The sequence below is a fragment of the Clostridium sp. AF23-6LB genome (assembly GCF_003461085.1).
GTDB classification, from domain to species: domain Bacteria; phylum Bacillota; class Clostridia; order Lachnospirales; family Lachnospiraceae; genus Coprococcus; species Coprococcus ammoniilyticus.
In genome coordinates, this window is sequence record NZ_QTWK01000001.1 from 377,782 (window position 1) to 402,872 (window position 25,091).

Sequence of the window (25,091 nt, forward strand, 5' to 3'; positions counted from 1 at the left end):
TCATATCCTCGCAAGAATTTAACTAATTATTCTAAAATCTACTGTTCTTTTGATTTCACCGGCATCCAAATTTCGCAATAATAATTCTCATCCTGATTTCCTTTCGGATAATCACAAGGTGCGGTGTAGTATTCTATATTATACATTCCTGCAATTTCATAATCACTATTCCCAGGAAGCCATTCCTTAAAAATCTCTGTATTCACTTTTTGTAACGCTTCCGGCATAGATCCTTTACATGGAAATACTGCCCATGTATTTTCAGGAATAACTACCGTTTCAAATTCTTCCGGTATGTCTTTTGAAGGAATATAATCATCAGCAATCATGTACTTGAAGAATCCTTCCGGTGCTCCATCATCTAAACAGATTCCATACATACCACAAATATACTTACCGTTTCCCTTTTCATAATGCTCTGTCCAAAATTGTGGGCATTCTTTATACCCTTCTTCATTTTTAATAATTTTGGCACTTCCGACAACAGTAAATGCCGGTTTTTTAACAATTTTACATTCCATTTCAAATCCACCTTTCATAGATACATGTATTTTTAGAGGAAGGTAGTTTTTGAGTTCACCGTCTCCGGACTTCGCCTGTGCAGGCGTAATACCGTGAAATCTGGTGAAGGCTTTCGTAAAGCTGTCTGGAGAATCATAGCCATATTTCATTGCTACATCTATAACCTTAACACCATCTGTTTGCAAATCTCTGCCGGCAAGTGATAATCTTCTATTTCTTATATATTCGGATACCGTAATTCCACAAAGAATCGAAAACCCTTTTTGAAAATAAAATGGCGAAAGATTAATCTTTGCAGCAATTTTTTCCAGAGTAAGTTCATCTGTAAGATGTCCTTCAATATATTTGATTGATGAAGTGATATCTTCCAACCAGCTCATGCTTATTTACTCCTTCCTACAAAACACATCTTATCTCCAAAGCATATTTTTGTCCCGACATATTTTGCTCTCTTTTGTCCAATTACACAACTATCGCAGATATAATCACAAGGCATTCCTTTACATAAACAATTAGTAAAAATCAAATTCGTCTCTCGGTTAAACACACCAGCTTACTGGAATTTGTCACTCCATCAAACTGGAATTTAGCGATTTCTTTTTCCTGTATTCTCTGTCCCTCGGATTTCCTCATGATAGAAATAATCTACAATCACCGGATGTCCCTGCGGGACTCTGCCATAAGGCATTTCATTATCCACAAAGGGACAATCATACTTCTTAGCCATTTCCTCAGCTTTTACTTCAAGTGCTTCAAAGTAGCTGCGGTTATGCTTGTTATAGATCTCGTCGTAAAGTGGTACAAGATCAAGATATTTTCCGGCGATATAATCCATAATTGTCTTTTTGAAACCGCCTCGAAGATTTAGATTTTCGAGCCAGAACAGATCGCACTGATCCTTTACCCGCTCAAAGATTGCTTCAAAATTCGTGATACCGGGGAATACCGGAGATACGAAACAGACTGTACGGATACCTGCTTCATATACCTGCTTCATAGCAGCGATACGGCGCTCAATGCTAGAAGCAGAGTCCATATCGTTCTTGAAATTTTCATCTAGTGTGTTGATCGACCATGAAACGGTTACACGTCCAAGCTTCTTCAACAGATCAATATCCCGTACCACAAGATCCGACTTTGTGCAGATCAGAATATCTGCGTCACTGCCGATCAGCTGCTCCAGAAGTTTTCTGGTATTCCCGAATTGCTCCTCTTGTGGATTGTAGCCATCTGTCACAGAACCGATGACCACCCGCTGTCCGGCATATTTCTTCGGATTTTTAATTTCCGGCCAATGCTTCACATCAAGGAAAGTGCCCCATTCCTCCTTGTGCCCGGTAAAGCGCTTCATAAAAGAAGCATAGCAATACTTGCAGGCATGTGTACAGCCTGCATAGGGATTGACCGAGTAACCGCCTACCGGCAGACTAGACTTAGTCATGATGTTCTTTGTTTCCACCTCACGAATGAGGATTCCATTTATTACTTCTTCCATGATTTCTGTTCCTCTAACACTTTATTAAATTCTTCCGGCATTTCCTGAATCATATTTTCATCCCCTATGATAGGGACAAGGTCTTCCTTCATAAACACCGGAATGCCGAGCTTATGTGCTTGGTCCGCCAGAGACCATGCCCATTCCGGTTCCGTATGAATCTTCCTGCTCTGAGCTCCGGTCATGGTGCCGACAACGATCCAATTGATTCCGGAAAGGTCAACTGTGCCGGGATCATCGAATAACGGCTCAAAGGTAACATGGTAATGTTTTGCTCTGACGTTTTTCCGAAGAGCGTCGATACGCCACAGTTCTGCTTTCCTCGTCACCGTAACGCCAAACCACGCATTTTCCAGATCGGTATCAAAATCCAGCAAATCAGGTCGCTTGGTAAGGAACAGGAACTGATGCTGTGGATTTTCACGGATCTTTGCAAATACCTCGTCTCTCCATTCCGGCTTCCATCCGGAGAGATCGCTCATGCCGGTAAGAAGAAAGTTCTGCGGACGTTTCTTTTCCATCATCTTGAGCTTACCTGGAAAGAATTCAGGGTCAGCGAAGTCATCAATCATATGCCAGCGTTTCACGTTGTTGCGGGCATAGCAATATGTACACCCCACTATGCAGCCAATGACGATATTCATGTTCTGAATCTGATCTTTGATACAAATACTCATGACTTCTGCCACTCCTCAAGATTCTTTCTGATGCGGTCGAGGCATTCCTCAAACCGGATAATTTCTTCCTCTGAAAAACCTTTGTAGTAAATACTGCCCATCTCATCAGATACAGAATCGTACTCGCCCTTCAAGGCATGTGCTTTCTCAGTCAGAAACAGGAGTGTTTTCCTTTTGTCCGTTTCAGACTGAACACGGCTTATCAGCCCTTGATTTTCCATTCTTTCCAGCATCGTAGTAAGAGATGTTATCGCTAATCCGCATTTAGTCGAGAGTGACCTGATTGAGATACCATCCTCCTGCCACAGTACATAAAGAATACGCCCCTGGGCTCCATTAAACGCATCAATATTCTTTTCACTGAGAATCTTCTCGAAAATCCGGTCTCCAAGCTGTTTTATTTTGGTGACAAGAAATCCTCCATTCATTTCCATACAAAAGCTCCTATATAGTAGTTTACCAAAAACATACTATATAGGAGCTTTATTGTCAACAGTTTATATGTCCTAATAGGTAAATTCCGTTTTTTCAATTCTCCAAACTGGAATTGTTCAAGCTTTTCAAATACTAACGTCCTTAATTCTGTTCAATAATTGATTTATAGTAGTTACCAAAGTCAGCAAGTGAATTAACAATTGGAAGCATTTTTGTTCCGAGTTCCGTTAAGCCGTATTCAACTCTCGGTGGCTGCTCATGGTAATCGTGGCGATATGCCAGCCCATCACTCATCATTTGTCTTAAACTATCTGTCAAAACCTTTTGTGAAATACCATCTATACTTCGTTGTAGCTCATTGAATCTCCATGGACGCTCTTTCAAGTTACGCAAAATCAGCAGTTTCCATTTCCCTCCGATAAGAGATACTGCTGTTGCAACTGGGCATTCCGGTAATTCTTCTTTTGCTCGCATAATTCTCACCTCCGAGTCTATTGTAACACATTCATTTTTGAGTGTACAGTTACAAAAAGGTGCGTACTTGTTTTTGTATGTGTCTCACACTATACTAATACCAAGCAACCAGAAACTACAAATTAACTATGGAGGTTATTATGGCAAATTACACAAAAACAACTATTGGAAAGGAAAACCGAATTGAGCTGCATGAAAAGTTGTCTTTAACAGGTGCAGAAATCAGTTTAAACGAACTACCTGCAGGAGCAAATGTCCCATTTGTTCATTCTCATAAAGAAAATGAAGAAATCTATGGAATTCTTTCAGGTAACGGCAAAGCAATAATTGATGGAGAAGAAATTAGCCTTTCAACTGGAGACTGGCTAAAAATCGTGCCTACTGCAGAGCGTCAGTTTTTTGCATCCGATATTTCTGGAATTACTTATATCTGCATTCAGGTAAAAGAAAATTCTCTGGAACATTTTACAGCAGAGGATGCCGTAATCGGCTAATTAAAAGTATTTATTTACAAAAATGCACAGTTCACGATAAGCTAAGAACTGTGCATTTCTTTTTGTTCAATATTACGTTTTCTCAATTTTTCAAACAAGAAGTTATCAGTGATTATCTTTTAGAAAACAGCCAACTACAGCGACGCCAAATCCAAGAACACCTAGGACATATCCCCAAAAATTATTTGTTGTCACAGCAATTCCTAAAGGTATTATTGCAATCCCCAATAACTCAATCTTAATTTCTTTCATCGCAAATACCTTCGTTACAAACTGGAATTTACTGCAATACCCAATCTTCTCTTTTTAGAATGTTTACCTCATTTTCTTCCGTTGTACCGAATGCTGTCTCATAGGTATCAAATGCATAGTGTTTGAAACCACTTTTTTCCTGAACTCTATGAGATTGCTCATTCCACAAGAAGTGACCACAGAAAATTACATCAAGATTAGCGTTCTCAAAGAGAAAACGAATTACTTCTTTCAACGCTTCCGGCATTAAACCTTGTCCCCAATATTCTTTGCTCAGAACATAGCCTATCTCACGGCATTTCTTATTTTCAAATTCCGGGAAGTGAGTTTCATTGTATTTTTCGATCCCAACAGAACCTATTACTTTGCCCTGATATTCGAGTGCAAATGTTTTCTTATGGCTAATGAACATATCAAGAATAATCTTAGATTCTTCCTTGCTTTTATGAGGCTTCCAACCCGCCATTTGTCCGACTCCATCTACTGAAGCGTAGGAATAAAAGTCATCAAGGTCGGATTGCCGCCACGGGCGAATCAACAAACGCTCTGTTTTTAGGATAACATTACTTATATCTATTTCAGGATTCATAGTATTTTACTCCTCTAAATTCCGATTTTCTCAATTCTCCAAACTTGAAGTTATTACTTTCTGCATAGTGTGTTTCCTAAAATGATAATTACCACGACATCAACCAAAATAATCCCCAATGCAATATATACAAAAAATGCAGGCAAAATATTTTCAAACAAGCCCATAGTTAATGCAAGAATTGCTATAATAGACATTCCAATTCCCATTGTTCTGCATAACTTCTTTTCATCATATTTTTCCTTTTCTTCATTTGAAGCTGTATTATATCCAGAAATGAACCAGCTTCCATGTCCAGAAAGTAAAATAATAGAAAGTACAGCAAATATCGCAAAGACAATCCACACTATCCAATCAGAGCCTGTTGCTAAATCTGCTAATTTCATTTACATACTCCTCCTCATATAATCAAGTGTTTTTTATTGAAAATTCAAGGTTTTCAACCTTTCATATCTCAGTGAATAAGCCGCAGTTATGAGCATTTCGATGTATCAGGTACTGAAATAGTGGTTTGAGGGTATACGAAATAAAACGTCATTGATTTCCGCTTTACTGGCCTTGTGTATACCCATCCCTCTATGGCAGCTAACCTCCTATATCCACCAGGATCATCTCTGTCTCCAGAGGTCCTAACTTCCTTCGTCCTGCCTGCCCATAACCAGGGTGTCAGCTATGCTCCCTAACGGGGTCTCGCCCCATGGAAAATATTCCTGCCGACTACTGGCTCATTCTTTGTATTATTGATTACTGACTCGCTTCCTGTTCCAGCACTGTGATCAGCGGACGTTATCTGTTACATTCTGCTTGTTCCAGTGGCTGTCCACATGACAGCCTCCATTATAGTTACTTGTCTTTCTTACGCAGCCTGTAGATAAACTGCCGGTCTCTTGATGTCACTGACCATCTTTTTCGGATCATAATCCACACCTTTTGTCAGCATGGCATAAAAGACTCGTATCAGCTTGGCTGCAATCGCCATAAGTGACTGCATTTTCTTCAACGGATTCAGCCTTCTTGTTGTATAATAATTATGGAGTTCTCTGAACTCCGGGTTCTTCGCCACAAGCGACATTGCAACCTCAAAGAGCAGGTATCTGAGTCTCTTTCGACCTCGTCTGCTTATTGTTGTCTCGCCCTTGTGCTTTCCCGAGCTACTTTCAACCAATGCCAACCCTGCAAGCTTCTGCAGTTCTTTCGGCGTGTTAAAACGGCTGATATCACCTACTTCAGCAAGGAATCCTGACACTGTCTTGATTCCCACACCTTTGATTTTCAACAGCTTCTCAGCCATCGGAATCTGCTTTACCAACCCTTCAATCAGAGTCATAACTTCCTGAAGACGTATGTTTCTGGATTCATAATCCTCCAGAAGCATTCGGATTTCCATTCTTGCAGATACTGCTCCTTCTTTACTTCCGACGCTGTGCTCTGCAGCTTCTATCAGGGTCTTCGCCCTCGCTTTTCCAACTGCTCTTAACTACGCTTCACGCCAGATTTGATTCACTCCATCGATACCTAACGTCAGGATATCTTCAGGGAGTGGTGCTGATTTAAGGATTAGCATTCCGCTCTTGGCATCTGGATTTCCGTATACCGTCTTATATTCAGGAAAATATATATTGAACCAACGACTGATCCTGTTTTGAATTCTTGTAAGTTCCGCCTGTAACTGGAATCTTATGTTTGATGCTGTTCTAAGATCAGCGTAAACACCATCCGGCAGGTATGGGATCATGTAACGTCCCTCTCTAACTAATCCTGCTATAACTTTCGGATCCTTACGGTCATTTTTAGTTGGATTATTGTCGTCGAGTTCTTTTGATTTTTTCACATGGTGAGGATTTACAAGAACCGGTTTCATTTCATTATCCTGTAGAAACTTTCCAAGGTTGAACCAGTAATGCCCGGTCGGTTCCATACCTGGAACCACCTTATCCTTCTCATGTCTTTCTTTGAGATCCAAGATCCATTCCTTAAATGTCACAAATCCAGCCTCTGTGTTACTAAATTTAAAAGGTTTCTTTGAATACTCAATTCCTCTGTAATCAAAAGCTCTGGCGTAGTGCGTCTCACTTCCGACATCAATTCCGAGTACCAAAGTTTTTTCTGTAATAGCTTCAATTTTTGCGTTCTGTATGTTAGACTTCATTGTAGATACCTCTCTGTTCAATAAGATTTTTACTAACCTGCCAGTCAGTAGTCTTATTGTACTCTGAGGTATTTTCAATTTTCAACATCCACGTTTTTTATTATACAGGAAGCTCCTTAAATTCCATTTTTTAATTTTATAAACTTGAATTGTATATTAATTTTTCTTATTTAGTCTAATATGGAAATCGTTGGCTTTAGAACATTCTTCATATGTAAGATTAGTTTCATTCATTAAAAAACCAACGGCTTCCTCCTTTGTATTGTAATTAGATTTTTCTTTCATATATCTTAACAAATTGGTCATATATATTCTTCCGTACTTTTTCTGACAAACCGGCGTATTTTGTATCCAACACCTTTTTTACGGCTTCGTACTTCCTATTTTTATCTTCTATATCCGGACCACGGTCATAATTAAACCTCACATCATAAAAAATGTGTTTCATATCGTTACTTAAAGCTTGTAACACTCGAAACCCTTTCATAGAAAACTTTCCTTCTTTTATACCATTCTCCACACAGGGCTGTCTCGCCCAATCCATCATAAACCAATTCTCCATTGGCATATTTACACCATATCCGGAATCTGACAAAAAGTCATTTATCTCATTCCAATTTATCTGTAACGGCAAATCGTTTTCTTTCGCAAATAAATAGTCATCACGCTGTAATTCCTGTTTTTTTCGCTTTCTTGTATTTCTTTCATAAACAATCCAGTATATTACCATTGCTGCTATAATACACACGCTAAATATCTTTGTAATCATGGTATTTCCTTTATAAATAATCAAGTATACTACGGTTACTACCGCAATACTTATGCTGAGTACCTTTATAATCAAACCATTCATTGTGTATCTCCCTATCACTAAAAATTGGAAATTAACAAGTCGACAAATTCCGATTTTACGCTTTCTTAATCGGATGTCTAATTACAGTTTTCCATTTCTCTGGGGCAGCCTTTCTTGCATCAGACATATAAATCTCGTGGTGCAATCTATCTTTGTTAATATCATTAACATACCCATTTTGTTCTAAATAAGCATCCATAAGAGCAACAGTTGCTGGCTCATTATCAAAAGAACCTATATGCATAATTTGAACACATAATCCTTCATCAATCGTAAGATACTCTGCTGACGAACAATCGAGTTTCTTCTTTTTCGTTGCTGTTTCTACCGCCCAGTTAAAATCAGCTTTAGAAATGAAATCAGGCAAACGAATAACAGAAATCCAGTTGAAAGCAGATTTATTTGTATAATCTACACCCACGACATCATCCTGCCACCAAAAACCTTCCAATGGCGGAACAACATATTCAAAAAAGCCTTCAATTTTATAATCGGTCTTGTAACTCATTTTTAATGTGTATGCAACAGCATATAGAATACTGATTGCGTGTTGATATGCCCCACCTTCTTCATTTGGATTGCCTTTTCCTCTAACTGCAATATAATTTGCCTTAGGTACATTTACAATCTCTGGTTTATTCTTAGGCATATAAAATTCTTTAAATTCTTTCTTAAAATCAAAAGCCATAATAACCTCCAAAATTTCAATTTTACAACAATACAAGCAGAAAATTATTTATCATCTGTATTTGTTTTATTGTTTTCCTTTTTCTTATGAGTCGAACCTAAGCAAAGAAATGAGGAACCAAGACATAACCATACTATAGCCATAGAATTTTCATTTCCACTCGCAAAGCCAATAGCTGAGGCTATGAAAAACAGAACTGATGCAATATAAAATAAGATTGATTTGTTTATTCCTTTTTTCATAAATAAGAATCTCCTCCAAATACCGATTTGATAAAATGAGATTATATCCACCATTCTGGTGTTAAATCGCCAAGCGTTACTATTCGCTCATTTTCATAATCCATCATTATCTCAATTTTTCGATATTCTTCTGGCATTAGCTGTGTCATAAATTCCCTGCAAGCTCCGCAAGGTGGAATGGCTTTTCCATCTCCATCAATAGCAATTACTCGTTTAATAGCATCCTCACCATTTGTAATCATATTGAAGATAGCATTTCTTTCGGCACATATGCCCAAAGTACACGCTGTATCTACGCACACCCCAACATAAATTTTACCCGATATAGATTCTACCGCAGCAGCAACTCCTCCTGCTTCAATAATTTTCGAAACATCTCGTGGTTTTAATACCTGTTTTGCTGCATCGTATAACTCTTCCCATTTATTATCCATAAATTTCAGTTCTCCTTTATAACTTTCGATTTATCTTTCTACTCAACTACACGCCAACTTCTTTAAAAGATTAACATAATATTTAAGCTCATTCAAGGAACTCAAATAAACACACAAGTGGAATATGTAGGATTACAATACATGTGTTACAACTGAATATAAAAAAAGCAGAGATGCTTCTTTTGTGTTATATTTTAGTCACCACAACAAAAAAAACAAAAAAGGAGTTCTCTGCTATGGCTACTATAACACAAGATATGCGGTATCGTCTATCCTTAATCAAATACGCTGAAAGGTTTGGTGTCACCAAGGCTGCTATCAAATATAAAACCAACCGTCAATACATTTATCGTTGGAAACGACGTTATGACGGTTCTATTGAGTCCCTTCGTGACCGCTCTCGCAGACCCCATCATCATCCAAACCAACAAACCCCTGAAGAGATCAAGCTGATCTTTGATATGCGCAGACGCAATCCCAATGCCGGTCTTGTTGTCTTTTGGGTTAAACTCAAGCAGCGTGGTTACTCCCGTTCCATCCCTGGACTATACAGATTTCTCCGTAAGCAGGGAATTATGGCAGTTCATCCGCCAAATCCTAAATATATTCCAAAGCCTTACGAACAGATGGATTATCCGGGACAACGCATACAGGTTGATGTAAAATTTGTTCCTTCTGCATGCCTCAAAAACCCCAAGGTCATCGGCAAACAATTCTTTCAGTATACTGCCATTGACGAGTATTCCAGATGGCGTTTCGTAGAGGCTTTTGAAGAACACAACACGTATTCTTCTGCTATGTTTATAGAGCATCTGGTGAAAGCCTTTCCGTTACCCATTCAATGTATCCAAACTGATAATGGAGCAAAATTTACAAATCGTTTTACCACTCACCGTGACAAACCCACACTATTTCAGGTGCATCTGAAGCAGCATGGGATTCGCCATAAAGTTATACGACCTTTTACACCACGACATAACGGGAAAGTTGAAAGAAGCCACCGAAAGGATAATGAGCGTTTTTATGCAACTCATACTTTTTATTCTTTTGAGGACTTTGCCAAACAGTTGAAAGTGTATAATCGCAGGGATTATAACAACTTTCCTATGCGTCCATTAGGATGGAAATCTCCAAATCAGGTACTAAAGGATTATTTGGCATCTGTGTAACATATGTTTGACAAACCTACACTCAAATAAACACACAAGTGGAATACCTCAAATTAAGTTTGTTTATTTGAAATTGCAATATAACTGCATATAGAAATCAGGAAACTTATACAGTACAAAACAACCGCTCCAAAACTAAACAATACTTCTCCCAAATAAGTTAGTCCTGGCATAAATCCATATCCAGGAAGATTATTATAGTAAATCATCAGTCCTATGGATATAAGCAGCGGAATTAGTTCTGCCGAAAACAATATTCGCCAAAGTTTTTTTTTCTTGCGAATGGTTATCACAAATAATATTATAGGAAATCACAATAATAACAATTTTTTCAAAGAGTATTTTCATCAATTCCGGAAATACTAATACCGAAAATATATCGGAAAATGTATTGGAGGTTTTTATCATGAGACATTTTATCTTATCGTGTGAATCGACAACGGATCTGCCATATTCTTATCTGAATGAACGGGAAATTGCGGTCATTCCTTATACTTACGTTATTCATGAACATGTATACGAGGATAACATGGAACGAAATCCGGATCTGATGCCGAAGTATTATAAGATGTTGGAAAAAGGGCTGCTGCCTACAACCTCCCAGATCAACGAAGCTTCCTATTATGATTTCTTTGAAGAACTGATACAGAAGGGGGATGTGCTTCATATCACCTTCAGCTCCGCCTTAAGCGGATCGGCAAATAATGCCTATCGTGCGGCGGCAGCAATAAAAAAGAACTATCCGGGAAAGCAGCTGCAGGTCATTGATTCTCTCTGCGGTGCAGGAGGGTATGGATTGTTAACGGACTACGTTGCTGATATGCGGGATGAAGGTCTTTCATTGGCAGCAGCTGCCGACTGGATCATGAAGCATCGTACCTGTATCCATCACCAGTTTTTTACAACCGATCTCACCTTTCTACACCATAGCGGACGGATCAGCGGTGCTGCTTCCCATATCGCATCGATCCTGAACATTCATCCTCTGATCCGGCTGGATCAGAACGGAATGGCAGATGCCTATACAAAAGTCCGTGGCAAGAAGCGCGCCGTAAGAGAGGTGATCTCTGAGATGGAATACTACGCAGAAAACGGGACAGACTACAATGGAAAATGCTTCATCTCCCATGCTGCCTGCCCCGAGCTTGCTTATCTGTTAAAGAACTCCGTCCTACAGGCATTTCCGAATGTCACTCATCCGGTACGCATCTTAAATGCCGGTACAATTACCGCATCCCACTGCGGTCCCGGCGCTGCCGGACTGTTCTTTCTCGGACGCGAACGCCCGTATTAATTTAATATTCATCCGGTACAAGTACCTTTTCAATCTCTGCGATATAGTATCTGTGATAATCCTTATCCGGATATACCTTTGCTCCTTCCTCAGGATCAGCAAAGGTAGCAGGATCAATATCTCCTTCGCACATTTTTCTGCAAATGAGTGTAATGCCTGCCTCTTTGATAACCGGAACATCACCACAGAAATCAAGAGTGATCCCTGCTCCTGCAAATTTATCCGCTACATCCTTACCGGATGTTCTTCCGCAATAAGTCAGTGCCTTTCTGTACTCTTCCGGAAGCACACAAACGGAAAATTCCTTCTGTTCATCGATAAACTGCTTTGTATATCTCTGTGGGCGGATATAAATCGTGATAACAGGCTTTGACCAGAACTCACCAAAGGAACCCCAGCTTACTGTCATCGTATTTGCCTTTTCATGATCTCCTGCAGTTACAAGTGCCCACTTTTTGTTGATCATTTCGATCAGATTTCCTTTTAATTCCTCTGCATTGATTTCTTTCATCTTGATAATACCTCACTTTTCTGATTACTCAGTTCCTGAAGTGTTTACTGTAACAGAAATACATCCTGATACAATAATGAGGCACTGATCATTCTCAATGCCTCATTGCAAAATCGTATGGTACACTGGTATTACCAGCTGGTTTTTGGCTCATTATACCATCCGCTTTTGTTTTGTCAACCAACAGCTTTTCAGAAACAAATCGTTTTTTATTACTTTTTAACACAGGTTTTATAATATATGAAATTATTTTCAACCTTATGCTTTTCTTTTTTTATTATCTTTTTTATTTTATTCAGATATCAAATACTATAACTTTATTTTTGTTTTTTTATAGTAATCGGTCTGTTTTAATCCTGTGATCGGTCTGTTTTCAGAGCAAACACACCCTGTCCATATCGTTTAAACTGCATCATCATCTCATGTGTCAGGCTCAGATGTTCCCCATAGTCCGGGATCTGCTCGCGCTCTACCCATTCGCCGCTTGCAAGTTCTTCATGATCGATGGTCAGTTCCGGTTCATGCTCATCTGACTTTTTTCTGTCTGCCTGACAGAAGAATCCCATCAGCAGATTGCTGTCAAATCCCCACGGCTGTGATTTGTAATACCGGATATTCTTAACCGGTATTCCGACTTCCTCCATCACCTCACGCCGAACCGTTTCCTCTACCGTCTCACCTATTTCCGTAAAGCCGGCAATCAGGGCGTATCGTTTATACTCTCTTGCAGCGTAAGTTGTAAGAATGATACGATTGCCATCTGTCACTCCGACAATTACTGCCGGTGCGATCGTTGGGAAGATCAGATGTCCGCAGGACGGACAACGGAGCATCCGTTCTTTCTCATCCGGGAGCACAGGCGTTCCGCAGGCTCCACAATAGCGGTTCATCGAATACCACAGATGCAGATGCCATCCGGTTGCCGCCGCAAGCACTTCTTCCTTTGGCTTGCAGCTTCTGGTCTTATACATGCTCCGGTATTCATAACCCGGAATCTCCAGACGCTCTCCCCAATTTACATCAGTTGCTCCATTCGCTGATCTTTCAACATAATAAGGCTCTGTTGTCCGGACAAGATCCTGCGGCCGATACAGAAAATACTGTCTGTCATCGATCACAAACAGGTAGGTCAGATTATCCTGCCATGATGCATTCTGCGTGACCGTATCATTTATTCCTATATAGCTTTTATATTCCGAGATAGTGAGCCAGACCAGCTCATGCTCATCCTCCACCTTTTTGGCAAGGATCATTTTCTCGGAAAACGCAAGGATCACATCATCATTCTTCGGCGGTTTTCGATATGCATATTCATTATGAAACCGTTTTGGTTCTATATCCTGTATCATCTTCCTATACCAGACAGGCTGTCTGATACGATATGAAAACATCTGTATTATCAGTGCTTTTATATGCGGATCAGCCAGCCTGTTTCTTTCTTTTTGAATTTATACCATGAATCATTTCTGTCGACACTGTCGTTTCGATTCATATATGGACACAGCCTTGCGTCTCTGTTATTACTTCTTTAACTGAGCCAGACGTTCTTCAACCTGGGCTTTCATTTCTGTATATTTTGCAAGCTTGGCTTTTTCTTCTTCTACCTTGGCAGCCGGTGCTTTATCTACAAATTTAGGATTTGCAAGCATACCGGATGCACGCTTGATCTCGCCGGCCAGACGACCGGATTCTTTCTCCAGACGTTCGATCTCTTTGTCGATATCAACCAGCTCTGCAAGCGGAATATAGAGTGCGGCATCATGTATCAGGGTAGATACTGCATTCTCATCAATACCATTCTTGCTATCCTGAATGAATACCTCACTTGCATATCCAAGTGTTGCAAAGAAATTCTTTGATGCTTCAAATATATCACAGATCTCACTCTTAGCAGATACAACATATACAGTTGCTTTCTTGCTTGGCGGTACATTCATACCGGTACGCAGATTACGGATCGCACGAACCGCAGCCTTGATCGTATCAACTGCATTTTCATCCTGTTTGAAGCTCCACTCTTCTTTATATACAGGCCAGTCAGAGATCATAATAGATTCTTCCTCATCCTGAATGTTACAGAAGATCTCCTCCGTGATAAACGGCATATATGGATGTAATAATTTCAATGCCCGGATCAGAACGGTCTTTAATGTCCAGAGAGCTGCTGCCTTTGTCTCGTCTGCATCATTGTAAAGTCTTGGCTTAACCATTTCGATATACCAGTCACAGAATTCTTCCCATATGAAGTCATATACCTTGGAAACTGCGATACCCAACTCGTATTTCTCCATGTTATCTGTCATCTCAACTGCCAGATCATTGACCTTGGATAAGATCCAACGGTCAGCGATCGTAAGATCAGATAATTTTACATTTGAGAAATCAGCCTTTTCCATATTCATCATAATGAATCTGGATGCATTCCAGATCTTATTTGCAAAGTTTCTGGAATTCTCTACACGCTCCCAATAGAAACGCATATCATTTCCCGGTGCATTACCTGTGATCAGTGTAAGACGAAGGGCATCTGCACCATATTTATCAATAACCTCAAGCGGATCGATACCGTTTCCAAGAGACTTACTCATCTTCCGGCCCTGATCGTCACGAACCAGTCCGTGGATCAGAACATGCTTAAATGGGCTCTTTCCTGTCTGCTCCAGTGCGGAGAATACCATACGGATAACCCAGAAGAAGATGATATCGTATCCGGTTACAAGTACGTCAGTCGGATAGAAATATTCATATTCCGGTGTCTTCTTTGGCCAGCCAAGTGTTGAGAATGGCCAGAGTGCGGATGAGAACCATGTATCCAGTGTATCTTCATCCTGTGTCAGATGTGTGCATCCACATTTCGGACATACCGTCGGAACTTCTCTGGAAACGATTGTCTCATGACACTCATCACAGTAATAAGCCGGGATTCTGTGTCCCCACCAAAGCTGACGGGAGATACACCAGTCGCGGATATTTTCAAGCCAGTGGATGTATGTCTTATCAAACTGCTCCGGTACAAATTCCAGCTCATCTGTCTTGATCAGGTCAAGAGCTGCCTGGCCCATTTCCTTCATACGGACAAACCACTGTGGCTTGATCATTGGCTCTACCGTCGTCTTACATCTGTCATGTGTTCCTACGTTATGTGTGTGTGGTACAACCTTTACAAGAAGACCTTCTTTTTCCAGATCTGCTACCATTGCTTTTCTTGCTTCATAACGATCCATGCCTGCGTATTTGCCGCCCTTCTCGTTGATCGTAGCATCATCGTTTAAAATATTGATTTCTTCCAGATTGTGTCTCTTACCTACTTCGAAGTCGTTCGGATCATGTGCCGGTGTAATCTTTACACAACCTGTTCCGAATTCCATATCTACATATTCATCTGCGATAACAGGGATCTCTCTGTCTGTTAAAGGAAGCTTCAGCATCTTACCGATGATATCCTTATAACGCTCATCCTTTGGATTTACAGCAACCGCCGTATCACCAAGCAGGGTTTCCGGTCTGGTCGTTGCTATCTCTACATATCTTCCTTCTTCTCCAACGATCGGATAATTGATATGCCAGAAATGTCCTTCCTGCTCTACATGCTCTACCTCTGCGTCCGAAATGGATGTCTTACATACAGGACACCAATTGATAATTCTGGAACCTTTGTAGATATATCCCTTTTCATAGAGATTAACAAATACTTCCTTAACTGCTTCTGAACATCCCTCGTCCATTGTAAAACGCTCTCTGTCCCAGTCAGCAGATGAACCCAGCTTCTTTAACTGATTTACGATTCTTCCGCCGTATTCTTCTTTCCATTTCCAAGCATGCTGTAAGAAAGCCTCTCTGCCGATCTCCTTCTTATCAATACCTTCTGCCTTTAATTTCTCTGTTACCTTTACCTCTGTAGCGATCGCTGCATGGTCTGTACCCGGCTGCCATAATGCACTGTAGCCCTGCATTCTCTTGAAACGAATGAGGATATCCTGCATCGTATTGTCCAGGGCATGACCCATATGAAGCTGTCCGGTTACATTTGGAGGCGGCATAACGATCGTAAATGGTTTCTTACTGCGATCTACCTCTGCATGAAAATATTTCTTATCTTCCCATTTTCTGTACAGCCTGTCTTCTATATCGGCCGGATTGTATGTCTTTTCCAGTTCTTTCATCTGTTCCATCCTTTCTGTTTTTATAGCATCTTTAGTGGAGCGTTTTTCCTTTACAGAATCAATCTTCTTACATAGAAAAAGCCCTTTGAAACATCTCTGTTCCAAAGGGCGTATCTTACGCGTTACCACCTTAATTTATCACTCATCTTATTCTGTAACGGGAACGACCCGGCGCATCCTACTGAACATTTCGGATGTGCTGCTCCAAAGCTACCTTCCCACAAATTTCCTCGAAAGACCTTTCAGCCTGTGAATCTTCCTCTCTGGCAGTTCCTTTATGGTACTCCTCTTTTTCCTTGCATTTATGCTGTTAAACTAAATCTCATAGTACAACAGAAGTCTTTCCAGTGTCAAGCGGTTTTAAACGTAATCTTGCTATTTTTCATACATCAATACTCTTTCCCACGGCATAAGTGTCGCTCCATCATCCTCTGGGAAACATGCACTCATCTGATCCGATATCACCTTTAACTTTTTCCGTATTCTTTCATAGCTAAAGAATCCATTATCATTCTGCTGATCCGTCATGGCATATTCAAATACTCTCGCACAGTCTTCATTTGGAAAGCTTTTTGAGTAGGTGTCAATAAATGCAATCTCTGACGCATCACCGGATGAAAATGCTACATAGGTATTGTCATAGCTATTTTCATTTGCAATATAATCGTAATCATAATCGAATCCAGCCGGGTTGCACTCCGACCAAATTCCTTCATCAAACCAACAGCCGGTGTAATTCATATGGTTCTCGATCGCATGAAAGATCTCATGGTGGATCGTGCTGATATAGGAGGACTGATCATTGATATCAATAACCAGAAATGTGTCATTCTCCAGAGTATTCTGAACTCCGGCAGCTGTTGTAAGTGCCGTTTCATCTGTTCCTATGATCGCACCTGCCAGATAGATCTTTAATATGCTTCCATATCCATCATCCAGATTTTTCAACATCCGATCCGGATATTTCTTCAACTCATTCTTCAGGACTTCCAGTGACTGCGCGGTCAGAAGTGCATTGTCTGATGCCTCATACCGGTAGATATCCTTGCTGCACTCCGTCACTTCATCAAATATATGTACCTCTACACCATTTTGATCTCCGATATCCTTTGCCTGCTGCCGCAGCTCCTGCTTCAACTCATCGGACGGATGATCCAGATAACTCCATGGATAACGGTAGACTCTGGAATCACCGGAAATGCTGCGCGCATCGTTCAGATCCCATATGTATACTTCCGGTGTGAGTCCGCTCGTTGAAAATGCAAAGAAGTTGTATGTATCTATATAAGTACCTTGATCGATATAAATATAATTTGTTTCATCAAACGGAAATGTTACTGCAAGTCTGCTTTCACATTTACCGGTATCCACATTATAGATCCGGAACTGCAACTTCTGTGTATTCGTCTCCTGCGACTGGCTGGCACTGCCATACATAGCCAGACCATGTTCTACATCGCAGCCAACCTGAAAATCACCTGTATTATCCGGGAACAAAATACCCGGTTCTTCCCCGGACGTTTCTCCATACACCTGATAGGCCTGACCATCCGCGTATACCGATGCGTAGTACTTATCCCCACTTCCTTCAAATTGCACGATATCATAATCACCGGTTTCTTTTATATCTTCACCGGTCACACTATAACATCTGACCTCCAAACGGTCTGCCGTATTATCATATGCCGACACCACCAGATACTCCGGTTCTTCCGCATATCCTAGCAGCGTTGTATCTTTTCCTTCTCCTGAATATGCCGGACACACCTCTGACTCTTCCCCCGACCGCAGATCATATTCATAGATCTGTCCATCCTCTGCATTTGTATAGAAGAAACCGGTAAGATCCTTTGACATCAGATAACTGTCCGGTGTCCCCTTTTCGATCGGCATAACAGTCTCCTGATCCAACAATGCTCCATACCGGATCAGCTCTTTATTGCCTTTATCATAGAGAACCACCTCATCGGTTCCATTTGAAAATACATCTGACGCATATGTATTCTTCGGGCAGCTTACAACCACTTTCTGCCTGAGATCCGCCAGATCATATAGTGCCAGATAACCATCTTCTCCTACGCCATACTGGATTCCAAGTGCATCCCCAAAAGCAAACATCTTATTGATATAAATATTATCTTCCTCTACTTTCATATCCAGTTGATACAGATTCGTATATCCGGATACCTTTGCCTGCTTGTAGTATTCTCCCGAGACGATTGATTTCCACTCTTCTTCTGTGGTCGTTTCTTCGGTTGTCGTCTGTGAGCCATCTGCCCTGTCAGTATTTTCTTCTGTCAGATACCCGGAGGTTGTTCCCCCATTCTTATCCCCACCTGTCACCTGACAGCCTGCTATCTGTCCAAGTGTCATGCTGATAACCAGCACTCCTGCCAGCCATCTGCCGATACCTTTCCTGTAATTCTTTCTCATATATGCACCCCATTTCTATACCCTAATTTAACTACCCCTAATTTTATTTCCACTTTTTAACAGAATATCATATATAAATTTCCTTGTAACTAATAAAAACCATTAAAATGATGGTTTTTAAGTGCTGTTTTGCCATCATTTTAATGGTTTTATGTGTTGATCAATTATTCAAAGGCATTATCCCAAGATCACTGCCTGCCCGGAGCTTAACCGTATACAGCTGCCATTTAAGCATACGTCATTCTTATTATCTAACAAAACATGAAGCTTCGGCTGCTCATTTGTAGTCAGCAGATCAACCGTGATATCTTCTCTGCTGTAATTCGTTATAATATAAACGATCTGGTCTTCCGTCTTTCTTGCATATGCAAATATTCCATCCTTCTCCACAAACATTGGAACGACCTTGCCATAGGTAAATACTTCTTTGTAGTCCTCGGACTTACGAAGTGCGATCAGCTTCTGGTAATAGTACCATACTGAATCTTCCCTGCCAAGCTGTTCTTTTACATTGATCTCTTTATAATTTGGATTTACAAAGAGCCATGGTGTTCCGGTTGTAAATCCTGCCTGTGCAGAATCATCCCACTGCATCGGTGTTCTGGCATTATCCCTGCTGTTCTCATAGCAGGCTTCCATCGCTTCTTCTACCGTGCAGCCAGCATCGATTGCAACTGCATATTCATTCTTTGTACTAATATCATTGTAATCATCGATCGAAGCCATATGACAGTTACGCATACCGATCTCCTGTCCCTGATAAATAAACGGAATACCACGCAGCATAACACTGATCGTTCCCAGTAATTTGATTCCGTCTTCATTCTGAAGGTAATCCGGCAGATAACGGCTCGCACCTCTCGGCTCGTCGTGATTCTCTATAATATTTGCAAGGAAGCCGACATCTTCACATTCCTTCTGTGCATGGAAGATCACCTTTTTCAGATCATCAAATCCGACCTTCTTCGCATCGTACCAGCCATGATCGCCAAAGGTCATCTCATGCGCTGAGAAATCAAACATCGTTGAAAAATGTCCGTCGTCACCGATAAATTCTTCCAGCTCATCCTTCTTCATATTGAATACTTCAGCAACTGTAAACGCATCGTACTTTTCAAATGTATGCTTCTTCAGATCCTCTAACAGTTCACCAACGCCATCGACGCCCTCAACCATATGGAAGATTCCTGTCATTCCATCCGGTCCGTCCGGCTCATAATCCGGAAAACTCAGATCTTTCTTGATATTGATGATCGCATCGATACGGAAACCCGCAACGCCCTTATCCAGCCACCAGTTGATCATGGTATATAATTCATTTAATACCTCAGGATTGTTCCAGTTCAGATCCGGCTGTTCCTTTGCAAACATATGAAGATAATAATAGTCCGTTCCTTCTACTTTCTCCCATGCGCTTCCACCAAAATAAGACCGGTAATTGCTTGGCGGATTGCCGTCTTTTCCCTTACGGAAATAAAAATAATCGCCATATTTACCCTCCGGATCTTTTAATGCTTTCTGGAACCATTCATGCTGGTCAGAACAGTGATTAATAACAAGATCCATAATGATATACATATCCCGCTTCTTCGCTTCTGCTAACAGCTCATCGAATTCTTCCATCGTTCCAAAGATCTCATCGATCTTATAATAATCTGAAATATCATAACCCTGATCGACAAATGGAGACTGATAGATCGGAGATAACCAGATAATATCGATTCCCAGACTTTTCAGATAATCTAAATGATCGATCACGCCACGAAGATCACCGATTCCATCTCCATTTGTATCCTGAAAACTCTTTGGATATATTTGATATGCTACTTTACCATGCCACCATTTTCTTTTCATTATAAAAACCTCCTGTGTTCCTTTTATACTGTCTGTATCTGTTCCACCATCGGATACAGATACTCGTTCTTTTTACACTTTAATTACAGTATACGGAATTCATAGAGGTTTTCTATCTTTAAATTGACTATTTCATTGTACTATTTTGACTTTTTACGATATTCGGAAGGTGTCATGCCCTTCTCCTTTTTAAAGCGTCTGATAAAATATCCGATATTGTCAAATCCACAGGCAGATGCAATATCTATGATCTTATCCTCTGTCTCTGCAAGTGCCGTTGCCGCTTTCTCCACACGGATCACATTGATATATTCTGTGATCGTCTTCCCGATATTCTTCTTAAAATATCGGCAAAAATACTGTTCATTCATATTGACCAGCTCCGCCAGTTCGGACAGGCGGATCGGTGAACCGTAATGCTCCCCGATATACTGCAGCACCTTTTTCAGATTCTCTACCGTTCCGGATTCTTCCCTGTCTTCCCTGACCTGTCTTGTAAACAGGTCATACTTATATGCAACTGCGATCAATTCTAACATCTTTGCCTTGATATTCAAATAGAGCATATTTTTCTGTAGATTCTGTTTCGGTTCTCCTGCCACGTTCTCACGCGTTATTGAAGAATCCAGATGCTGCCCTTTCTTCGTATCATGTTCTTTCATCTGCCTAAGCACCTGTTCAATCTCTTTATAACAGGCACTCAATTCCTCAAATGCCGCATCCCCGCTCTGGCACAGAACCGGCATCCGAAGCTTTCCTTCTGCAAGTGGGCCAAGCACCTTCGCCTCCGCCGCATCATACCGTTCAAAGCACAGGATATCAACAGGGAACACAACCGCACTTTCTATACCATCCTTTTCCAGGATCAGTGCATGCAGTTCTTCCGGATGGATGCACATAAATGCCGGTGCATGAACCTGATACTCTTTTGTATTTATCCATACCGGGAAATCACCTTTTTGAAAATAGATCCATTCCATTTCCTCATGCCAATGCGGAACCACATGCCACTCATTTTCTCCGTTCCATTCGTACAAAGCAACCGGATACTGCACCGTTCCATGCGTTCTATTCTCTTTTAACGATGTATTTGCCATTTCCTGCTTTTTCATGCTTTGGTCCTTTCTTATTTTATGCTGGACATCTTCTATATTTCATTATACACTTTTCCTGCATGGGGACAAATGGTTTTATATCGTACATCGCATTTATTTTCTTATAATTTTCCCCATATTACCCAATATATAAAATATTTTTATCAGGAGAAAAAGAATGAATATACTCCCACCAATATCAAATATAAAACGAAACCATCCGGTCTCACTGCCTGATGCCACTCTGTTTCCAAAAAGCATCGGCATTCTGGCAGCAGGAATTCTGTCTGCCTCTGTATACACTTGCGAGATCGATCGTACACCAAGATTTATTTTTCTTGGGATCGGCATCGTATTGATCATAATTGCCGGCATATTACTGATCCGGTATCTGAACCAGAAACGTACATTTAAACAATACACACCTGCGTGGGAAAAGCACAAAAGCATCTATGATGATTTTGCAATCGAATTGAACCAATGGTATAATTCCGGGCTGATACCGAAAAGCTGTGATGGTGATACCGCCTATGCCCTCCACCTGCAGAAGGAACGTCTGAATCGCAAAGGTATCCGAATGATCCACTACACAACGCCTGCCAAAGACACCACTGGCACCTCTTATCTTTCAAGAAACACGGTCTGGTATTCCGTTGATACCATGGACGAAAGGATCAACCGGCATCTGCGATTTGAAAATGCTTCCGGCACCATATATGACCGGAAATCAGATGACATCATGTATGAGGTGGTTGTGCATACACCAAATGAAGCAGAGCTTCATCATATGACCATGACCTGTCCGAACTGTGGCGCTGTCAATCCGGTTGCTGCTCTGACACAGGGCTGTCCATACTGCAGCACCGTTTTCCAGATAAAGGATCTGTTCCCGCGTGTCACGAATACCTATTTTATCCGGAATAATGCTTCCATGAAAAATGTAAACAAACGAGGCTCCACCATATGGATCACTATGCTGGTTGTATTTCTATTTACTTTTATTTCCTTTCTTTCAGACCGGGAGAATCCGATTCCTGCCAGCCTGATCATGTCCTATTTTGTCACACTGATCTTCGGCGGCATCACCGGACTTATGCTTTCATCCGTTCTTTTGATCATTAAGCAGTTCAATCGTGACGGTCGAAAACGTATTCCATTCTGGTCTTATGTGACAGCAAAGGGAAAGATCTCACGAGCATTTGCGCCTTATGATCCTGTTTTTTCTTTTGAGAAATTTGAAGGCCAGATCATCGCCCTGATCCGCATGACCGTTCTGGCAGACCACCCGGAAAACCTTGCTTTCTATCGTGGTTCTTCTTTTGATCCATATTTTCAGGATATCATCGAGATGACCTACATGCAGGCTTTAACTGTCAATGATATCCACATGGAGGGAAGTGAGCTGTGCCTGAATCTTCGTACCTGGTGGATCAATTACAGTGAACATGATGGCGCCATAAACCGTCGGGGCGACTGTATCGACGTATCACTCCGCCGTAATACCGCCTACATGGAACCGCCCGGTTTCTCCATTACCTCCGTCCACTGCCCTGCCTGTGGCGCAAGCTTCGATTCCGTACGCCAGCGCATCTGCCCTTACTGTGGCAACGAATATCATATGGAGAATGCTGGATTTATTATTGAAAAGCTGGAGCTGTCTTAATGCCTTCGTCCACATACAATACGAACCCCTCTATAATGACGTGCCGGATTTTCTATTCTCTGCACATGCCTGATTCGTAAATACTCCTGTGCTAACTCGCCTTCGGCTCAGACAAGCACTCGTATTTACTGGCAACGTGCAGTTCATAACGAAAATCCGTCAATGTCATGTATAGGGGGATTCGTATTATATGTTAGCGGATGCCATTAGGACAGCTCCAGCTTTTATTCAATCCTATTCTTCTCCAATGATATGGCGGGCAACATAGACACCGCTGGCGGAGGCATGGGACAACGAATGCGTTACGCCACTGCCATCTCCGATCACATATAAACCCTTATGACAGCTTTCCAGATTCTCATCCAACTCCACTTCCATATTGTAGAACTTGACCTCTACACCATATAACAAAGTATCATCATTGGCTGTTCCCGGTGCTACCTTATCCAGTGCATAGATCATTTCCATGATTCCATCTAAGATACGCTTTGGAAGGACAAGACTCAGATCACCCGGTGTTGCCGTTAAGGTCGGTGTTACCAGCCCTTCTTCAATACGCTTCACGGTACTTCTTCTTCCACGGACCAGATCGCCAAACCGCTGTACAATGACACCACCGCCCAGCATGTTTGATAATCTTGCGATACTTTCACCATATCCGTTACTGTCCTTAAATGGCTCTGAGAAATGCTTGGAAACCAGAAGTGCAAAGTTTGTATTCTCTGTCTTCTTCTCATCACCTTCATAGCTATGTCCGTTTACAGTGATGATCCCATTCGTATTCTCATTTACCACAATTCCATTTGGATTCATACAGAAGGTTCTGACATTATCTTCGAATTTCTCTGTACGATATACAATCTTGCTTTCATATAATTCATCCGTCAGATGTGAGAAAATAACTGCCGGAAGCTCCACACGGACTCCGATATCGACACGGTTGGATTTTGTAGGGATCTCAAGCTCCTTACATACCTTTTCCATCCATTTGCTTCCGCTTCGTCCAACGGATACAATACATTTCTCACAGTCGAATTCACCCTTATCACAGATGATACGATAACCACCATCAATGACCTGTACTGTATCAACCGGTGTATCAAAATAAAAGTCCATATGATCCTTCATCTGATCATACAGATTCTGAAGAACAACATAGTTGATATCAGTTCCCAGATGGCGAACCGACGCATCTAAAAGCTTCAGCTTGTTCTGAAGACAGAGCTTCTTGAACTTCGTTCCGGCGGTTGAATAAAGCTTTGTTCCATCGCCACCATTTTCCATGTTAATCTCATCTACATACTTCATCAGGTCAACAGCTTTCTGCTTACCGATATATTCATACAGTGTTCCACCAAAATCATTTGTGATATTGTATTTTCCATCTGAGAATGCACCTGCTCCGCCAAATCCACACATGATCGAGCAATGCTTACAGTTAATACAATTCTTGATCTTATCGCCATCAATCGGACATTTTCTCTTTTTTAAAGTATATCCTTCTTCGAATACAGCGATCTTACACTCCGGTTTCTTCTTCATCAGTTCATATGCCGCAAAGATTCCTCCCGGTCCTGCACCGATAATAATCACATCATACTCCATA

The 25,091-nt window shown here is 41.0% G+C and carries 23 protein-coding genes, 1 pseudogene and 1 other annotated feature; of the genes and pseudogenes, 4 read left to right on the forward strand and 20 right to left on the reverse strand.

Going from position 1 to position 25,091, the window contains the following annotated elements; all coding sequences use genetic code 11:
* Positions 1 to 38: 38 nt before the first annotated feature.
* From DWY07_RS01640 to DWY07_RS01660, 5 genes are all read right to left on the reverse strand, one after another.
* Positions 39 to 902: an AraC family transcriptional regulator gene (locus tag DWY07_RS01640; protein ID WP_117551434.1), complete on the reverse strand. Its 864-nt coding sequence runs from the start codon at positions 900 to 902 to the stop codon at positions 39 to 41.
* A 206-nt stretch (positions 903 to 1,108) separates the two neighbouring features.
* A complete protein-coding gene (locus DWY07_RS01645) occupies positions 1,109 to 2,017 on the reverse strand; it encodes a radical SAM mobile pair protein B (protein WP_117822035.1) in 909 nt (302 codons plus the stop codon).
* Entirely contained in the window at positions 2,005 to 2,694 is a 690-nt protein-coding gene (locus tag DWY07_RS01650) for a radical SAM mobile pair protein A (RefSeq protein WP_117822036.1), read from the reverse strand. The genes DWY07_RS01645 and DWY07_RS01650 overlap by 13 nt, the downstream gene beginning before the upstream one ends.
* Positions 2,691 to 3,128 (reverse strand): radical SAM mobile pair system MarR family transcriptional regulator, encoded by a 438-nt coding sequence (locus tag DWY07_RS01655; protein WP_007884694.1) that lies wholly within the window; start codon positions 3,126 to 3,128, stop codon positions 2,691 to 2,693. Before DWY07_RS01655 ends, DWY07_RS01650 begins: the two co-directional genes overlap by 4 nt.
* Before the next feature lie 142 nt (positions 3,129 to 3,270).
* Positions 3,271 to 3,603, reverse strand: a complete 333-nt coding sequence (locus DWY07_RS01660; protein ID WP_008373705.1) for a helix-turn-helix domain-containing protein — start codon at positions 3,601 to 3,603, stop codon at positions 3,271 to 3,273.
* A gap of 140 nt (positions 3,604 to 3,743) precedes the next feature.
* Between DWY07_RS01660 and DWY07_RS01665 the strand changes: the two genes are divergently transcribed.
* The gene (locus tag DWY07_RS01665) at positions 3,744 to 4,097 is read left to right on the forward strand and encodes a cupin domain-containing protein (RefSeq protein ID WP_117822037.1); all 354 of its coding nucleotides are present in this window, start codon (positions 3,744 to 3,746) and stop codon (positions 4,095 to 4,097) included.
* Between the two features lie 105 nt (positions 4,098 to 4,202).
* Here DWY07_RS01665 and DWY07_RS13150 read toward each other — a convergent pair whose 3' ends face one another.
* From DWY07_RS13150 to DWY07_RS01700, 8 genes and pseudogenes are all read right to left on the reverse strand, one after another.
* Positions 4,203 to 4,349 (reverse strand): hypothetical protein, encoded by a 147-nt coding sequence (locus DWY07_RS13150; protein ID WP_173784189.1) that lies wholly within the window; start codon positions 4,347 to 4,349, stop codon positions 4,203 to 4,205.
* Positions 4,350 to 4,377: 28 nt separating this feature from the next.
* Positions 4,378 to 4,938 carry a GNAT family protein gene (locus DWY07_RS01670; protein WP_055942783.1) on the reverse strand — a complete coding sequence of 187 codons (561 nt, stop codon included), beginning with the start codon at positions 4,936 to 4,938 and terminating at the stop codon, positions 4,378 to 4,380.
* Between the two features lie 53 nt (positions 4,939 to 4,991).
* Positions 4,992 to 5,324: a DUF3784 domain-containing protein gene (locus DWY07_RS01675; RefSeq protein WP_004074378.1), complete on the reverse strand. Its 333-nt coding sequence runs from the start codon at positions 5,322 to 5,324 to the stop codon at positions 4,992 to 4,994.
* 470 nt (positions 5,325 to 5,794) lie between these two features.
* A pseudogene (locus tag DWY07_RS01680) lies at positions 5,795 to 7,087 on the reverse strand (IS110 family transposase).
* 268 nt (positions 7,088 to 7,355) lie between these two features.
* Complete coding sequence (locus DWY07_RS01685; RefSeq protein ID WP_117822038.1) at positions 7,356 to 7,940, reverse strand: hypothetical protein; 585 nt, start codon at positions 7,938 to 7,940, stop codon at positions 7,356 to 7,358.
* Positions 7,941 to 7,995: 55 nt separating this feature from the next.
* Positions 7,996 to 8,628, reverse strand: coding sequence for a GyrI-like domain-containing protein (locus DWY07_RS01690; RefSeq protein WP_117822039.1), 633 nt, complete (start codon positions 8,626 to 8,628; stop codon positions 7,996 to 7,998).
* A gap of 44 nt (positions 8,629 to 8,672) precedes the next feature.
* On the reverse strand, positions 8,673 to 8,870 hold the full coding sequence (locus DWY07_RS01695) for a hypothetical protein (protein ID WP_117822040.1): 198 nt from the start codon (positions 8,868 to 8,870) through the stop codon (positions 8,673 to 8,675).
* Between the two features lie 41 nt (positions 8,871 to 8,911).
* Entirely contained in the window at positions 8,912 to 9,304 is a 393-nt protein-coding gene (locus tag DWY07_RS01700; protein ID WP_117822041.1) for a cytidine deaminase, read from the reverse strand.
* Between the two features lie 236 nt (positions 9,305 to 9,540).
* Here DWY07_RS01700 and DWY07_RS01705 point away from each other — a divergent pair, with 236 nt between their 5' ends.
* On the forward strand, positions 9,541 to 10,473 hold the full coding sequence (locus DWY07_RS01705; RefSeq protein ID WP_117822042.1) for a DDE-type integrase/transposase/recombinase: 933 nt from the start codon (positions 9,541 to 9,543) through the stop codon (positions 10,471 to 10,473).
* 406 nt (positions 10,474 to 10,879) lie between these two features.
* Positions 10,880 to 11,767, forward strand: coding sequence for a DegV family protein (locus tag DWY07_RS01715; RefSeq protein ID WP_117822044.1), 888 nt, complete (start codon positions 10,880 to 10,882; stop codon positions 11,765 to 11,767).
* Between the two features lies 1 nt (position 11,768).
* Here the strand turns inward: DWY07_RS01715 and DWY07_RS01720 are convergent, their stop codons facing one another.
* The 6 genes from DWY07_RS01720 to DWY07_RS01745 all read right to left on the reverse strand — a co-directional run bounded on the left by DWY07_RS01720 (position 11,769) and on the right by DWY07_RS01745 (position 21,840).
* The gene (locus DWY07_RS01720) at positions 11,769 to 12,278 is read right to left on the reverse strand and encodes a flavin reductase family protein (RefSeq protein WP_021944623.1); all 510 of its coding nucleotides are present in this window, start codon (positions 12,276 to 12,278) and stop codon (positions 11,769 to 11,771) included.
* A 350-nt stretch (positions 12,279 to 12,628) separates the two neighbouring features.
* A complete protein-coding gene (nudC, locus tag DWY07_RS01725) occupies positions 12,629 to 13,627 on the reverse strand; it encodes an NAD(+) diphosphatase (protein WP_117822045.1) in 999 nt (332 codons plus the stop codon).
* 171 nt (positions 13,628 to 13,798) lie between these two features.
* Entirely contained in the window at positions 13,799 to 16,441 is a 2,643-nt protein-coding gene (locus DWY07_RS01730; protein WP_117822046.1) for a valine--tRNA ligase, read from the reverse strand.
* Positions 16,442 to 16,542: 101 nt separating this feature from the next.
* Positions 16,543 to 16,747 (reverse strand) — a binding site (T-box leader).
* 69 nt (positions 16,748 to 16,816) lie between these two features.
* Positions 16,817 to 18,874, reverse strand: a complete 2,058-nt coding sequence (locus DWY07_RS01735) for a hypothetical protein (RefSeq protein ID WP_117822047.1) — start codon at positions 18,872 to 18,874, stop codon at positions 16,817 to 16,819.
* A gap of 177 nt (positions 18,875 to 19,051) precedes the next feature.
* Positions 19,052 to 20,728, reverse strand: coding sequence for an alpha-glucosidase (locus tag DWY07_RS01740; RefSeq protein ID WP_117822048.1), 1,677 nt, complete (start codon positions 20,726 to 20,728; stop codon positions 19,052 to 19,054).
* A gap of 140 nt (positions 20,729 to 20,868) precedes the next feature.
* Complete coding sequence (locus DWY07_RS01745; protein ID WP_117822049.1) at positions 20,869 to 21,840, reverse strand: AraC family transcriptional regulator; 972 nt, start codon at positions 21,838 to 21,840, stop codon at positions 20,869 to 20,871.
* A gap of 160 nt (positions 21,841 to 22,000) precedes the next feature.
* On the opposite strand from DWY07_RS01745, the gene DWY07_RS01750 reads away from it, so the two are divergent.
* The gene (locus tag DWY07_RS01750) at positions 22,001 to 23,485 is read left to right on the forward strand and encodes a zinc ribbon domain-containing protein (protein WP_117822050.1); all 1,485 of its coding nucleotides are present in this window, start codon (positions 22,001 to 22,003) and stop codon (positions 23,483 to 23,485) included.
* Between the two features lie 234 nt (positions 23,486 to 23,719).
* Here DWY07_RS01750 and DWY07_RS01755 read toward each other — a convergent pair whose 3' ends face one another.
* Complete coding sequence (locus tag DWY07_RS01755; RefSeq protein WP_117822051.1) at positions 23,720 to 25,090, reverse strand: FAD-dependent protein; 1,371 nt, start codon at positions 25,088 to 25,090, stop codon at positions 23,720 to 23,722.
* Position 25,091: the final 1 nt, after the last annotated feature.

Excerpts from the sequence above, each read along its gene's own strand:
- DWY07_RS01640 (WP_117551434.1), bottom strand. The coding sequence starts at position 902 with ATGAGCTGGTTGGAAGATATCACTTCATCAATCAAATATATTGAAGGA.
- DWY07_RS01645 (WP_117822035.1), bottom strand. The coding sequence starts at position 2,017 with ATGGAAGAAGTAATAAATGGAATCCTCATTCGTGAGGTGGAAACAAAG.
- DWY07_RS01650 (WP_117822036.1), bottom strand. The coding sequence starts at position 2,694 with ATGAGTATTTGTATCAAAGATCAGATTCAGAACATGAATATCGTCATT.
- DWY07_RS01655 (WP_007884694.1), bottom strand. The coding sequence starts at position 3,128 with ATGGAAATGAATGGAGGATTTCTTGTCACCAAAATAAAACAGCTTGGA.
- DWY07_RS01660 (WP_008373705.1), bottom strand. The coding sequence starts at position 3,603 with ATGCGAGCAAAAGAAGAATTACCGGAATGCCCAGTTGCAACAGCAGTA.
- DWY07_RS01665 (WP_117822037.1), top strand. The coding sequence starts at position 3,744 with ATGGCAAATTACACAAAAACAACTATTGGAAAGGAAAACCGAATTGAG.
- DWY07_RS13150 (WP_173784189.1), bottom strand. The coding sequence starts at position 4,349 with ATGAAAGAAATTAAGATTGAGTTATTGGGGATTGCAATAATACCTTTA.
- DWY07_RS01670 (WP_055942783.1), bottom strand. The coding sequence starts at position 4,938 with ATGAATCCTGAAATAGATATAAGTAATGTTATCCTAAAAACAGAGCGT.
- DWY07_RS01675 (WP_004074378.1), bottom strand. The coding sequence starts at position 5,324 with ATGAAATTAGCAGATTTAGCAACAGGCTCTGATTGGATAGTGTGGATT.
- DWY07_RS01685 (WP_117822038.1), bottom strand. The coding sequence starts at position 7,940 with ATGAATGGTTTGATTATAAAGGTACTCAGCATAAGTATTGCGGTAGTA.
- DWY07_RS01690 (WP_117822039.1), bottom strand. The coding sequence starts at position 8,628 with ATGGCTTTTGATTTTAAGAAAGAATTTAAAGAATTTTATATGCCTAAG.
- DWY07_RS01695 (WP_117822040.1), bottom strand. The coding sequence starts at position 8,870 with ATGAAAAAAGGAATAAACAAATCAATCTTATTTTATATTGCATCAGTT.
- DWY07_RS01700 (WP_117822041.1), bottom strand. The coding sequence starts at position 9,304 with ATGGATAATAAATGGGAAGAGTTATACGATGCAGCAAAACAGGTATTA.
- DWY07_RS01705 (WP_117822042.1), top strand. The coding sequence starts at position 9,541 with ATGGCTACTATAACACAAGATATGCGGTATCGTCTATCCTTAATCAAA.
- DWY07_RS01715 (WP_117822044.1), top strand. The coding sequence starts at position 10,880 with ATGAGACATTTTATCTTATCGTGTGAATCGACAACGGATCTGCCATAT.
- DWY07_RS01720 (WP_021944623.1), bottom strand. The coding sequence starts at position 12,278 with ATGAAAGAAATCAATGCAGAGGAATTAAAAGGAAATCTGATCGAAATG.
- nudC (WP_117822045.1), bottom strand. The coding sequence starts at position 13,627 with ATGATACAGGATATAGAACCAAAACGGTTTCATAATGAATATGCATAT.
- DWY07_RS01730 (WP_117822046.1), bottom strand. The coding sequence starts at position 16,441 with ATGAAAGAACTGGAAAAGACATACAATCCGGCCGATATAGAAGACAGG.
- DWY07_RS01735 (WP_117822047.1), bottom strand. The coding sequence starts at position 18,874 with ATGAGAAAGAATTACAGGAAAGGTATCGGCAGATGGCTGGCAGGAGTG.
- DWY07_RS01740 (WP_117822048.1), bottom strand. The coding sequence starts at position 20,728 with ATGAAAAGAAAATGGTGGCATGGTAAAGTAGCATATCAAATATATCCA.
- DWY07_RS01745 (WP_117822049.1), bottom strand. The coding sequence starts at position 21,840 with ATGAAAAAGCAGGAAATGGCAAATACATCGTTAAAAGAGAATAGAACG.
- DWY07_RS01750 (WP_117822050.1), top strand. The coding sequence starts at position 22,001 with ATGAATATACTCCCACCAATATCAAATATAAAACGAAACCATCCGGTC.
- DWY07_RS01755 (WP_117822051.1), bottom strand. The coding sequence starts at position 25,090 with ATGGAGTATGATGTGATTATTATCGGTGCAGGACCGGGAGGAATCTTT.